The 13,646-nt window shown below is 38.8% G+C and carries 11 protein-coding genes; 5 read left to right on the plus strand and 6 right to left on the minus strand.

Going from position 1 to position 13,646, the window contains the following annotated elements; genetic code table 11:
* The first annotated feature begins 721 nt into the window (after positions 1–721).
* Positions 722–3,673, plus strand: a complete 2,952-nt coding sequence (locus tag ACYIAR_RS11930; protein WP_480329778.1) for a DUF6383 domain-containing protein — start codon at positions 722–724, stop codon at positions 3,671–3,673.
* A 442-nt stretch (positions 3,674–4,115) separates the two neighbouring features.
* On the opposite strand, the gene ACYIAR_RS11935 is transcribed toward ACYIAR_RS11930, so the two are convergent.
* Positions 4,116–5,543 carry a methyltransferase RsmF C-terminal domain-like protein gene (locus ACYIAR_RS11935; RefSeq protein ID WP_480329779.1) on the minus strand — a complete coding sequence of 476 codons (1,428 nt, stop codon included), beginning with the start codon at positions 5,541–5,543 and terminating at the stop codon, positions 4,116–4,118.
* A gap of 197 nt (positions 5,544–5,740) precedes the next feature.
* Between ACYIAR_RS11935 and ACYIAR_RS11940 the strand changes: the two genes are divergently transcribed.
* The gene (locus ACYIAR_RS11940) at positions 5,741–6,445 is read left to right on the plus strand and encodes an SAM-dependent methyltransferase (RefSeq protein WP_480329780.1); all 705 of its coding nucleotides are present in this window, start codon (positions 5,741–5,743) and stop codon (positions 6,443–6,445) included.
* A gap of 98 nt (positions 6,446–6,543) precedes the next feature.
* The gene (locus ACYIAR_RS11945; protein WP_480329781.1) at positions 6,544–7,155 is read left to right on the plus strand and encodes an acyltransferase; all 612 of its coding nucleotides are present in this window, start codon (positions 6,544–6,546) and stop codon (positions 7,153–7,155) included.
* A gap of 62 nt (positions 7,156–7,217) precedes the next feature.
* On the opposite strand, the gene ACYIAR_RS11950 is transcribed toward ACYIAR_RS11945, so the two are convergent.
* On the minus strand, positions 7,218–8,168 hold the full coding sequence (locus ACYIAR_RS11950; protein WP_480329782.1) for a D-2-hydroxyacid dehydrogenase: 951 nt from the start codon (positions 8,166–8,168) through the stop codon (positions 7,218–7,220).
* A 149-nt stretch (positions 8,169–8,317) separates the two neighbouring features.
* Positions 8,318–8,791, minus strand: a complete 474-nt coding sequence (gene rlmH / locus ACYIAR_RS11955; RefSeq protein WP_480329783.1) for a 23S rRNA (pseudouridine(1915)-N(3))-methyltransferase RlmH — start codon at positions 8,789–8,791, stop codon at positions 8,318–8,320.
* 88 nt (positions 8,792–8,879) lie between these two features.
* Here rlmH and ACYIAR_RS11960 point away from each other — a divergent pair, with 88 nt between their 5' ends.
* Positions 8,880–9,257: a DUF4783 domain-containing protein gene (locus tag ACYIAR_RS11960; protein ID WP_480329784.1), complete on the plus strand. Its 378-nt coding sequence runs from the start codon at positions 8,880–8,882 to the stop codon at positions 9,255–9,257.
* A gap of 139 nt (positions 9,258–9,396) precedes the next feature.
* Positions 9,397–10,254, plus strand: a complete 858-nt coding sequence (nadC, locus tag ACYIAR_RS11965) for a carboxylating nicotinate-nucleotide diphosphorylase (RefSeq protein WP_480329785.1) — start codon at positions 9,397–9,399, stop codon at positions 10,252–10,254.
* Between the two features lie 100 nt (positions 10,255–10,354).
* On the opposite strand, the gene ACYIAR_RS11970 is transcribed toward nadC, so the two are convergent.
* The 3 genes from ACYIAR_RS11970 to ACYIAR_RS11980 all read right to left on the minus strand — a co-directional run bounded on the left by ACYIAR_RS11970 (position 10,355) and on the right by ACYIAR_RS11980 (position 13,531).
* Positions 10,355–11,752 carry a C1 family peptidase gene (locus ACYIAR_RS11970; protein ID WP_480329786.1) on the minus strand — a complete coding sequence of 466 codons (1,398 nt, stop codon included), beginning with the start codon at positions 11,750–11,752 and terminating at the stop codon, positions 10,355–10,357.
* A gap of 23 nt (positions 11,753–11,775) precedes the next feature.
* Complete coding sequence (locus ACYIAR_RS11975; RefSeq protein ID WP_480329787.1) at positions 11,776–12,873, minus strand: carbohydrate-binding family 9-like protein; 1,098 nt, start codon at positions 12,871–12,873, stop codon at positions 11,776–11,778.
* Positions 12,874–13,009: 136 nt separating this feature from the next.
* Complete coding sequence (locus ACYIAR_RS11980) at positions 13,010–13,531, minus strand: gamma carbonic anhydrase family protein (protein ID WP_480329788.1); 522 nt, start codon at positions 13,529–13,531, stop codon at positions 13,010–13,012.
* Between the last annotated feature and the right edge of the window lie 115 nt (positions 13,532–13,646).

Raw genomic sequence — 13,646 nt, forward strand, 5'->3', positions numbered from 1 at the left:
TATAGCCCAGGGCGTGAGCCCTGGGTAAATGTAACCCCCATCTGTTCTAAGCTCTGAAAGAGCGACTCTCTATTAACGACGAAACCATAACAGAACATTGTGTCGCTCCTTCAGAGCTTTGTTTTATTATGTATCTGTAACCCAGGGCTCACGCCCTGGGCTATAAAAAGGCTTTCAGCCTTAATATTATGTCTTTTTCCCTGGAATAGTCCATTCTCCAAGTATGTTAGCATTTAGATTAATAATTACTACTTAACTTTGCAGCAAATCCTAGACAAATAGCGTTTTGTTGCAACGGGATTACTTATTAGAATAATGCAATGCATTTACGGATATTATTCTTGTTCTAAAAATCGGCAAAATTTTTAACAAGTCAGAATAATAGACAATAAATGCTTGCGCTCTGCTGTATTCTTCTTTTTAAGAATATAAGGCTTTGTTGTAGCTTATAGGGAAAAGAACTATACCGTATAGAGCGCGGGCTGTTGTTTTATTGACTTGAGGGCGTTTGCCGATGCCTTAGAACAAATAATAAACAACGGTCAGCACTTTTTTTATGCTACTATTTATACTGACACTTTAAAGAAAGTGCAGACCGCTGTTTAATAATGAAACAAACGGTCTGCACTTTTTTTGTTTTGCCATCCTGATGTTTTTCTCCGTAAATTAATTGTTGAATGAATTTTATAACTCAATATTAACAATTAAATTATTATTAATTATGAACAAGAAAGTTTCTACACTTTTGACAGTGGCACTTACTTTGGGTGGTTCGCTGTTGAGTAGTTCTGCTTTTGCACAGACTTTTGTAAAAGAAATGCCGAAAGATGGAACTTCTGCTTTGTATCATGTTTATGTGAATGCAAGCGGTAAAGCGACAACTTCTAACGCCCTTTTGTCACCAGATTCTAAGGAAGGTTTTGCTGTTGCTTCAACAGAAGCTAATAAAGCAAATAAAAAGTATCAATGGTATATTACTCGTGAAACAACAAATGGATCAACTGTTTATAAATTAAAGAATGCAGAAGGAACAGAATTCCCTATTGTTGAATATAATGGAACAAAATATTCGGCTTTTGTTCAAGAAACATCTGAAGGATATGAAGATGAATTAGCTTTTGTTGATTACGGAAAGAATCAACTTACTTATGTAGGCTTTGCCAGAACAGGTGAGAGTAGTGCTGAATTTAAAGCTGTTGGTGTTGCTTCTCATAATGACTCTTGGAATTATTTATTGCAGGAAGTTGCAGATGAAACAATCACAGCATCAGATTTGAATGATGTAAACCGTGGTTCTTTCTCTTTGAACTATCAGTTTGATAAGGATCATAAGGCTACTGTAAATCCATTTAACAAAGAAATTAAGGCATTTACTAAAAATAATGGTACAGAAATTTATTTGGCAACATCTTGGCCATCATCTGTAACTGGTAGTAATTTGAGTAATGATGAATTTAATAAATCAACATTCATTATTATTAATCCAAGTGAAGTAGAAGAAGAAACTTGGAATATTGAAGGTCATACAGCATTTGGTGAATCTGCTAAATTTATAGAAGTAAAAGGTGATCGTTTGTTGGCAGAATCAAGCCTAGATGTTGCAGCTTGGAAACAAGGAAAATATGCTATCGAAAATGCACAGTATACTGTAGTTCGTTTGGCAGGTACAAGTGAATATGTATTCCAGATGGCTGGAACAGTTTATGGTCTTAACGAAGATAAAGATGATGTTTTGGAATCAACAGCATCTCCTTTGAGAATAGCTTTGATTAATGACCAGACTTCAAGAATTGTAACAACAACAAGTAAGGCAGAAGCTACTGGTAAAGTTGAATATAGTGCAACTATCATAAACAACCGTACTGTTACTGCTAAGAATTTCTTGTCAACAGATAAGGCTTCAGTATTCAATATCAAGTTTGTAAGTAAAGAAAAAGCTGTAGCAAATGAAACTGATCCTAATACAAAATCTGAATATAATAAATATCTATCAATTGATGGAACTCAGATATTAGCACATGGTTCAGACTTTACAAATTTGAATGCACCAGAAAACCAGTGGATTGTTACAGAAGTTAATGGAAATGAATATACATTCCAGAATAGAGAAGATTCTGATATTAAATTTGCTGTAGAACTTGTTTCAACAGATAAAGAAAATGTATATGAATTGCGTGGAGCAGAAACATTAGGATTTGAATATGCTTATGTTGATAAAACAACTAAGGAATATACAACAAAATCAGAAACAGGTTTGAGTGGATTGACTGCTGAATTTACTGCTTTAACTCCTGATGCTGAAGCAGGTTATGCATCAACAGAATTGGATAATGCTGGTTTGGTAAGATTAATGTTTAAATCTCGAGCAAACAACTTGTTGGCTTCTGAATTGTTCGTTACTGCTGAACAGAATAAAACAGGAAACAACGGAACAGTAGAAGTATCTAAAGAAGAATTGGATGCTGCTCAGTTCTCGGTAGTTAAATTCGATGCAGCATCTACAGCTACTGCTTTGTCTGATACAATCTATACAGTTAATAACTATGTCGTTTTGAAGGAAGCTGGAAAAGATGATACTAAGACAATTGTTGATGGAGATTCAATTGCTGTAGTATCTTACGCATTCAAACAGTTGCGTGCTGATGGCGAAAACTATTATTTGTCAGCTGATATGTCAACAGTAGTAAAACAGAATGATGAATCTAAAGCTCCACGTTTCTTGGTTAAGATTAACAAGAATGGTTCTTATTCATTGATTTCTGTTGGTACAAATGATGAGTTGCGTGATGTATTGAATGATGTAAATGAGAAGACATTTGATCTTGACGGAACTTCTTCAGCTGTTATTGAAGCTGCTGGTACTTCAGTTTATTATGACTATAGTATTGATCACAAATATGACTTCAATATCTTAAAAGAAACTCCAGGTACAAGCTTCAACCACGTTCCTCAGCACGTAACAATGGAAGCTGTTAATGGTGGTTATGTAGCTATGAATGCCGAAAACAAAGAAGGTATAGTTGCTCCTGTATCAACTTTGAAGGCTGAATATACGAAGGAAGATTTGACATTCTGGTTGGATACAACAGATTCAGAAGCTGTAACTCCATCATTCATGATTTCTAAGGCAGGCAACTATATGTACAATGCAACAGACTCGTTGGATGCTTACAATGATGGTACTGCAAGTGCAGAAAGAGTTGAAGACTTTGCTTTGAATGTAAATGGTGATAATTTGCCAAAAGTAATCTTCCAGTCTGCAGATTTGACTAAGGTTGAAGATATCGAAAACTACAAGTTCCAGATTGTTCAGTCTCCAGAATCTGAAGATGAATATATCATCAAATCTTTGAATGGTTATACTTATGTAGCAGCTCACAACCAGAAGTTATATATCTCAACTCAGGCAGATGCTGCATTGAGATTGACAGTTACTCCAGCTGAAGCTCCAACATCTAACGAAGGTGTATCTGCATCTGAAGTAGCAGTAGTTGCTCAGAACGGTTCAGTAGTAGTTAAGAACGCTGCAGGTAAGAACGTAGTAGTATCTACAATCTTAGGTCAGGTAGTAGCTAACGAAGTATTGACATCAGACAACGCAACAATCAACGTACCAGCAGGTATCGTAGTAGTTGCTGTTGAAGGTGAAAGCTTCAAAGTAAATGTAAAATAAGTTTATAAGTTAATGAGTTTTTGAGTTTGTAAGTTCAATCTTACAACTCAAAGCTCAAAACGAAATAATCTTAAAAACAGGCGGGGGCGGAAAGACTCTCGGGAAAAGATGCCCGCTGAATCTTGCTGCTCCCGTTCTTTTAAAATATAATCCTTATAACTGACGACTGATGATTAAAAAAGAATTTAAGTAACTCGTGAGAGTGAAACCTTTAATTTTTAGTTATTAATAATAGTAGTGTAATTTAAAAGTTCTAAGCCCGATGAAGTAATTCCGTGAGGAATGAAAGGGCGTGTGAATAAAAATTAAATGTCTAAGGAAGGCTGTTTCTCTTCGGGGAAATGGCCTTTCGTTTGTTAAACACTGAGGCACTGAGACACAGAGGAAATATTAGAAGATAAAATGAAAACTCTGTGTCTCAACGTCTCTGTGTTTAAATATTTTACCCAATAATCCTACCAACACAAACCTCCTTCTCCGGACTATATCCGCTTCTTATCCTCCATTCCTGTGGATAAAGATTATTTGAGCGGTTGCCGAGATTTTTCACAAAGCCAAGAGGAATGTTTCCGTAGGTGAGGAGAACAAAACCTTTTTCTGTCCCTTCGGGAAGGGTGATGGCTTCTTTGCGGAGATATTGTATTGCTGTTTCCCACGAAACTTCAGCGCAAGGAAAAGCATCACGGTTGAGTGCATAGCTTAAAGCAAGAGATTGTGATGGGATAAGGTCTTTACCTTTCACCTCGCCAAGTTCGATACCGGCAGAAAGAACACGGAGTTTGTTGATGAACAAATCCGAGAGGCGGGAAACATTTTCGGATTGCATTCTGATAATGCTCTGTGAGGCATCTGCCCATTGAGGTTTGTAATTGTCAGGAGCAATAAGAAATTTATCCAGACTTTTAGGGAAAGCTGCGACTTGCTTGCTGCCTTTCTGTTTCTTGTCCTTACCTTTCTTGTCCTTACCTTTCTTGCCCATACGAATCTCCTCGATTTCACCATCAGCTTTTCTGAGAGCAGCAAGGAAGAAACCTTCACCTTTTGTTTTGTGAGGGAAGAAATGGTAAACCGGATTGCTGTGTTTCAGTGCACCGGTGATATTCCATTCGGCAGGGACCGGAATTTCCAGAGCTTCGGCTCCAAGTTCCTCTATTATATAATGTATATTATCTTCGTTCTCCTCAGTGTTGTAAGTACAAGTGCTATAGATTAGCAATCCACCCGGTTTGAGAGCATTCCAAATATCGTGAATGATACGGCGCTGGCGGGAAGCGCATAGATTTACGTTTGCCACGCTCCATTCGCCGGTGCTGTCGGTATCTTTGCGGAACATACCTTCGCCGGAGCAAGGAACGTCAGTGACAATAACGTCGAAAAGATGTGTAAACTCGCCAATCTCTGCCGGGTCGTTATTGATAACAATACTTTCGGGATTTCCCCATTTGGCAATATTTTCGGCAAGAATATTGCTTCGTGTCTTTATAACTTCGTTGCTCACCAGAACACTGCCTTCCGGAAGAAGACTGAGTAGGTGAGTTGATTTTCCTCCTGGAGCAGCACAGAGGTCGAGGCAAGTCACAGGTGAATCTACAAAAGCCTTGATCGCCTGTTCGAGAAACATAGAAGAAGCTTCCTGAACATAATATGCTCCGGCATGAAAAAGAGGGTCGAAGGTGAAAGGAATACGTTCCGGAAGATAATATCCGGTGTTGCACCAGGCAACAGATTCGTAACCCGGTTTGCATGAACCTTTACGCCCGTTAATTCTGATACTAACCGGTGCGTCACTCTGCAATGCTTTTTCCAAAGCATCATATTCGTTGCCAATCAAGGCGCGTGTGCGTATGATAAAATCTTCAGGAAGTGCCATTCTGTTATTATTTCTTTTTGCAAAAATAGTAACTTTGCAGGAAAAAACACGGAGTTTGAGGAGTCAAGGAGTTAAGTAGTCAAGAAGTCAAGAAGAAAAAACTTGTTTCCTGTAGTCTTGTCAACTTGTTCCCTTGTCAACTTAAAAACTCATAAACTTAAAAACTCATAAACTTAAAAACTCATAAACTCAAAAATATGCTTGCTTCATTATACCTAATCCCCGTCACCCTCGGTGACACCGAACATCGTCGTGTTTTGCCGGAATACAACCGTGAAGTGATTTTGCAGATAAAGCATTTCATAGTTGAGAATGTGCGCACAGCACGCCGTTTCCTGAAGAAAACAGAACCGTCAATAGTTATTGACGATTTGACATTTTATGAATTAAACAAGCATACTTCGCCGGAGCAGGTTGCCGGTTATCTTGCGCCTCTGGCAAAAGGAGAGTCTGTCGGTGTTATTTCCGAGGCAGGTTGTCCGGCTGTTGCCGATCCGGGAGCCGATGTTGTGGCAATAGCTCAGAGAAAGAATTATCCAGTAGTTCCGCTGGTTGGCCCTTCTTCGATATTGATGTCCGTTATGGGTTCCGGATTCAACGGTCAGAGTTTTGCTTTTCATGGTTATCTGCCCATTGATGCATCGGAAAGAACAAATATGATTAAGAAACTGGAAGGACGAATTTATTCGGAAAACCAGACTCAGTTATTTATCGAAACTCCATACCGCAATATGAAGTTGGCAGAGGAACTTATCAGGACTTGCCGTCCGTCAACAAAGCTTTGTATTGCATCGAATATCACTTGTGATGATGAATATATCAAGACTAAGCCTGTGAAAGAATGGGCAGGTAAACTTCCGGATTTGAATAAGAAGCCGACGATATTTTTGATTTATAAATAAGGGAACGAGTTGACGAGTTGACGAGTTGACAAGGGGGCGAGTTGTTACCTTGTCTCTGTAGCCTTGTCACCTTAAAAGTTTAATTAAATCTCTCTAACATGATTTACCCTGATTGTCAAATACACGAAACCGCAGTAGTCGACGAAGGTTGCAACATTGGAAATGGAACGCGGATATGGCATTTCTCTCATATTATGAGTGGCTGCATAATCGGCGAACGCTGCAATATCGGTCAGAATGTAGTTATTTCGCCTGAAGTGGTTTTAGGAAATAATGTCAAGATTCAGAATAATGTTTCTGTTTATACCGGAGTTACGTGTGAGGATGATGTTTTTCTCGGACCAAGTTGTGTGTTTACAAATGTGATTAATCCTCGCAGTGCAATAGTCCGTAAGAATCAGTATATGAAAACTGTTGTGCGGAAAGGTGCGAGCATCGGAGCAAATGCAACAATTGTTTGCGGTCATGAAATAGGTAAATATGCTATGATTGGAGCAGGAGCTGTAGTTACAAAAGATGTTGCGGACTATGCTCTGGTCGTAGGCAATCCATCAAAACAAATCGGATGGGTGAGTGAATACGGACATCGTCTGGAGTTTGACGCTGATGGTGTTGCGGTTTGTCCGGAGAGCGGACAGAAATATAGGTTGACGGATGGGAATGTCGTTGAGGAGCTGACAAGGGAACGAGTTGACAAGGGAACGAGTTGACAAGGGAAATATAAGTTTTATTATATATGTATTTCCCTTGTCAACTTGTCTCTGAAGCCTTGTCAATTTACCCTATTAACAACATTTCCTTCCAAAAATCCTTTCACATTATTTACTGCAATATCCATAAGTCTTGCTCGAGCCTCATGAGTTGCCCAGGCAATGTGAGGAGTTATATAGCAATTACGTGCCGATAGCAGAGGATTGTCAGCTTTTGGAGGTTCAGAAGAAAGAACATCCACACCAGCTGCTGCAATTCTGTTATTGTTTAAAGCGTCAGCCAAGGCGGTTTCGTCGATTAGCGGACCTCTGCCGGTGTTAATAACTATTGCCGAAGATTTCATCAGAGATAAAGTTTCAGCATTTACAAAGTGCCTTGTGCTTTGAGTAAGTGGACAATGTAATGAAAGAATATCACTCTCTCTGAAAAGTGTTTCCTTGTCAACTGGAGTTATTCCTTCAGGAAGAGCAGATGCCTGTTTTGATGTAAGAGCAATAACCTTCATTCCAAAAGCCAAAGCTACTTTTGCTACTGACATGCCAATGTTTCCAAGACCTACCAATCCTAATGTTTTACCGGCAAGTTCGAATAAAGGAGTATTCCAGTATGTAAAGTCTTTGCTGTTACTCCAGGCTCCGGCAGAAATCTCTTGCGTATAATGTTCAACTCTGTTTGATATGGCAAGGATATGAGCGAAAACCATTTGTGTTACGGAATCTGTGCTGTATGCAGGAATATTTGTGACAACAATACCTTTTTCCTTAGCAAAATCTGTGTCGATAATATTATATCCGGTTGCCAACACTCCGATGTAGCGAAGTTTTGGCAACTGTTCAATAGTTTCACGACTGAAAGGAACTTTGTTGGTAAGAACCATTTCTGCGTTTTTGCAGCGTTCTACTATAAGCTCTTTTGGAGTTCTGTCGTAGAATTCGCAATCAGTAATTTCCTTTAATTTTTCCCAGGATAAATCACCAGGGTTTAAGCTGTATGAATCGAGTATTACTAGCATTTTGAGTTTATGAGTTTTTAAGTTTATTAGTTTTTGAGTTTATTGGTTGACAAGGGAATAAGTTGACGAGTTGACAAGTTGACAAGGCTACAGAAAAAAGTTTTATCTTCTTGACTTCTTAACTACTTGATTCCTTGACTTCTCAACTCCTACTCATGATGATAAGGCTCATTATTAAGAATCGTCATTGCACGATAAATCTGTTCTATAAAGATAAGACGTATCATCTGGTGCGAGAATGTCATTTTGCTTAGAGATATTTTCTCTTTTGCTGCATTATAGACTGCATCGCTGAATCCGTATGGACCGCCGACAACGAAAACAAGTCTTTTGGGAACGGAGTGCATTTTCTTCTCTATATATGCTGAGAATTGCATGGATGTGAAATCTTTGCCTTTTTCGTCCAGAAGAACAAGATAATCTCCCGGCTGAATGGATTTCAGGATAAGTTCGCCTTCCTTTTCCTTTTGCTGAGATTCGGAAAGGTTCTTAACATTCTTGATATCCGGAATAACTTCCATTTCAAAAGGAATGTAGTGTGAAAGGCGGTTCTTGTATTCGTTGATAGCTTCCACAAAATATCCGGCATCTGTTTTGCCTATAACAACTAATGCAATTTTCATCTGCTTACATTTAATAAGTTTCAGTCAGCTAAGTTACAAGAAAAATACATACCTTTGTGTCATTATATTCAGTAAAAAGAAGAATGGTATGAAACGGTTCATGTTATCAGTAGCACTTTCGTGCCTTTACCTGGCAAATATCAATGCCGCGGACATAAAGGCAATCTCAGGTGCTTTCAGTAAAGGAAATGCAGCCGCTTTGTCTTCTCTTATGGATAAAGAAGTGGATATGGCATTGCAAGGTGGAACATCAAAAGTACGTTCAGGAAGTGATGCCGTGAAAGACCTGGAAAGTTTTTTCAAAACCGGCAATATTTCTGGTTTTCAGGTTATACATCATGCAGACAAGAAAGACCGCGGATTTATCGTTGGTAAAATTAATGCCAATGGTAAGGAATATCGTGTGAATATTACTTATCGCACAGAAAATGATAAGGCGATAATTCAGTCGATAAGGATTGAATGATAGGAAACAAGGGGACGAGTTGACAAGGGAACAAGGAGGATTGATAAAGTAGTCAAGAAGAAAAATCTTATTTTCTGTAGCCTCGTCAACTTGTCAACTAATAAACTCAAAAACTCAGAAACTTAAAAACTCACAACATATGAATTTACAGGAAACAAAAGAACAGTTGATATCTGAACTAATCAGATTGGCATTTGCTGAAGATATTGGTGATGGCGACCACACAACATTGTGCTGTATTCCGGCTACAGAAATGGGAAAGAGCCATCTTATTGTTAAGGAAGATGGTGTACTTGCTGGTGTGGAAATGGCAAAACGTATTTTCGACGCATTTGATCCTGAATTGAAAATGACAGTATTTATCCAGGATGGAGCTGAGGTGAAGAAAGGAGATATCGCTTTCGAAGTTGAAGGAAAAGTACAGTCATTGTTGCAGACAGAGCGTTTGATGCTTAATGTTATGCAGCGAATGAGCGGTATTGCTACTACAACACGTAAATACGTAAAAGCTTTGGAAGGAACAAAGACAAGAGTTTTGGATACTCGTAAGACAACTCCAGGTTTGCGTATGATTGAGAAAGAAGCTGTTCGTATCGGTGGTGGCGTTAATCACCGTATCGGTTTGTTTGATATGATTCTTCTTAAGGACAATCATGTTGACTTTGCCGGCGGTATCGAGGCTGCAATCACTCGTTGCCATCAGTATCTGAAAGAAAAGAACAAAGATTTGAAGATTGAAATTGAGGTTCGTAATTTCGACGAAATACAGCAGGTTTTGAATATCGGAGGTGTTGACAGAATTATGTTGGATAACTTTACTCCGGAAAACACTCGCAAGGCTGTTGAAATGATTGGCGGAAGATTTGAAATCGAGTCTTCTGGTGGAATTACATTTGCAACGCTCAGAGACTATGCTGAATGTGGAGTTGACTTTATCTCAGTTGGAGCGTTGACTCACTCAGTGAAAGGTTTGGATATGAGTTTCAAAGCTTGCTGATTTTTATACAATAAAATAATAAAGACACAGAGAACACAGAGCTATTTTATTCTGTGTTTTCTGTGTCTTTGTTTTTGCCTATGTATTGGGCTTATTGTGATTATTCTTCACCGGCAAACATTGGATCCCATGCCGGAAGCTGGATAGGTTTCTGATTCAATGCTTTCATCACTTTTTCAGTAACATATTTCTTCTCTACCACTAGACGGAATGTATATTCGTCGAACCATTTGTCTGTAAGAATAAGATGACCGTTGTTTGCACCGTCGCCCCAACTATTTTCAACCATCCATTTCTTTGGCTTTCCGTTTTCGTCGAGGTCAACAGCCATAAGAGTCATGGCGTGTGCCGAACCACTTGAGAAAGTCTGTATTCTTTCTTTCTTGTCCATTCCGAAAGTTGTGTTGAACAGTGAACCATAGTCATAAATGTTCATATCCATAATACCACGCTTTGAATCCAATTGTGTGATATCACATGAATAATACAACATAGTGCTGTCTTTCAGAGATGCAATAGCCATTTCCTTGAGGTCTTCAATAGGAATATTCACATATTTCCAGTTATGACCGTCATATTTATGTCTGTCATACTGAATTTCGTAACATTTGTAATATTCACGTGAAGGATCGTTCATAACCATCACATAATTGTTGAGCAGATTTGCATCTCCATATTTTTCGAGGAACGACATTGGTGTGTGATGTTCAGTTGCTACAACATTTCCCTTTTCATCTTTTCTTACGAAATCAAATTCTGTTGGAGGAACGCCAAGATTCAGTACAAGCATTCTGTAAACAGTAGAAAGCATCTCTTCTTTCTTGCTTTCGAATTCAGAAGCTTTTGCTCCTTTAGCCTTCATCTCTCTGAGCTCCAAAGCAAACTCTTTAAGTTTCAGAGAAATCAGAGATGACATCATACTTGTATGCTCGCTGCTGTAAGTTTCAGGCATTGCTTCTTTTGGAACAAGTCCGTATTTGCTCACGATGTCGGCAACACCGGTGAAAGTACCGCCGTCGCTAAGCGGATGTTTCAGAAGCCACTCTACAGTTTTATCATCCAGAGGTTTGTCTCCGGTATCAATTATTGCCTGAAGGAAAAGGTTTGACTTTTCAAGCTGATCCCAGAAAAAAGAATAATTCTGAGAGAATTCAAATTTAGGAAGATTATATTTTGCAATAGCTTTTGAGCGCATTACGTTCAATCCGGTAAACAACCAGCATCTTCCGGAAGACTGTTGGTCTGTGATACCTTTTGACTCAACTTTTACTGAGAAATTTGTGTCGATAGCCTTTTGATTGTCCAGATTGACAGTCAGTTTTCGGATGTCGTTGGTACTGATTGCATTGCGTATTGCTTTGTCAGAAGGAGTATTCTGATACGATTGTTTGATTTGTTCAAGCATTTTTTCAGAAATGCCACCTTTTCCTTCCTGAGCTAAAGCTGATGAGGAAACGCCCAATGCCAAGGCAATTAACAATAGATTCGAATGTTTCATGATGATAAGATTTATTTGATAAATTACCATACAAGTCCGTCCTGGTTGATATGCCATAATTTACCGTTTGTGTCCGGCAAAGTAATTTCATATAACGACGGAGTTGTGTAAATGTTTAGATTTTTAAGTTCTTCAGCTGAGCAAATATCTTCTGCTTTCAATGATGCTGCATTGCCGGCAAAAGAGTTTTCCTTTTCGTGATGTATTCTCTGGCGATAATAAAGCTGTCTTAAAGCCCATTTCGTCTTTTCTTCTGCCTTTGCAGTGAATTCTACATTATCAGTTCCTGCCTTAACGCCTGCAAACTGAACATATCCCCAATATTCCGGCATATGAATGTTTATTACACCTGTTGGAGCCCAAACCCAGTTGTATTCACGGATTTTGTCTTCGCCCTTGATAGGAATTTTGACGTATTTTCCGTCTTTGACTTCTGTTGTCCATTGCACGCGTGAGAAGTTCACACGGAATTGGTCTCCGGCTTCCGGCATACCTTTCTTGTTCATCACCTGATTTAAAGAATTCCATGGAATGAATACTTCAACGGACCATGATTTGTCAGTATCGTTCGGGTTGTTCACTGTTCCATCCACATGAACGGCAGAAAGCATACCGTTGAATTCCCATCCGTTAAGAACAGCAGGACGGTCGCGATAAGGCTGACTCAAATATAAATCCCAAAGCGTTCCTAAAGCATTTACTTCATATTCCAGATAATTGTGAGTATCTCCGGTTGGGTCGAGAAATATCTCAAAGTCATTTTCATTGAAAATCACGCAGTCGTGCTCGGTCTGATAGCTCCACACATGAGGTTCTTCCAATAGAGCTGCAAAATACATACCTTTTTCATCATAAGCCATTTTTGCGTTAGTTTTGAAATGAGGTGCAGGTCTTTTGTCTCCTTCAATATCAGTGAAGTCGCTGCTCCATGGAATTGCATCCCACTCGTCGAGCTTGCCGTCAACTTTTATATCTTTGTCTGCCTGATAGCAAACATAAGTAGGCGGGTTGAACGGAGCAATTTCCGGATAACTGATTTCTGTTGTTTTCTCTGCTGATTTCTCTGAACAAGAGAATAATGTGGCAGTAAGTGCTGCCAAAGGTAAAATGCTTTTTTTCACGTTTTGTCGTTTATTTATTATTTAGTTTAGTTATGCTAACTGTTCGATTTAAAGTAGACGAGTCTTTAGAGATAAGTTGACAAGATTTTCTGATATTTAAACCTATTAATCTTGTCAACTCGTCATCTCTAACTCATTATTCGTTTTCTTTATACCATGAAGAATACATATGATAATTCTTGGCAATTTTCTGGTTGATTTCCTTTGCCTGTTCCGGATCCACTTTCTTTACAAATTTAGCAGGAACACCGGCATATATACTTCCCGGTTCAACGATTGTTTTGCTTAGGACAACAGAACCTGCTGCAACAATTGCTCCTTCACCGATAACTGCATGGTCAAGGATTACAGAACCCATTCCAACCAAAGCTCCGTTGCATATTTTAGCTCCGTGGATTGTTACGTTGTGACCAATTGAAACATCGTCACCGATTTCTATAGTTGACTTTTCATATAATGTATGCAACACAGAACCATCCTGAATATTTACACCATTGCCGATTCTGATTGAGTTTACGTCGCCTCTAAGAATTGCGCCGAACCAGATACTGCAACCTTCACCTATTTCAACATCTCCGATAATAGTCGCATTGTCTGCGAGAAATGTGTTTTCTCCAATTTTAGGAGTAAAACCTCTTACTGATTTTATTAAAGCCATTTTGAGTTTATGAGTTTTTTAGTTTTTAAGTTGATAAGTTTACTAGTTGACAAGGCTACAGAAATTATGCTTTTTCTCCTTGTCCCCTTGTAAACTTGTCCCCTTGTATCTAATA

Source organism: Parabacteroides sp. KHUB-01 (assembly GCF_056640935.1).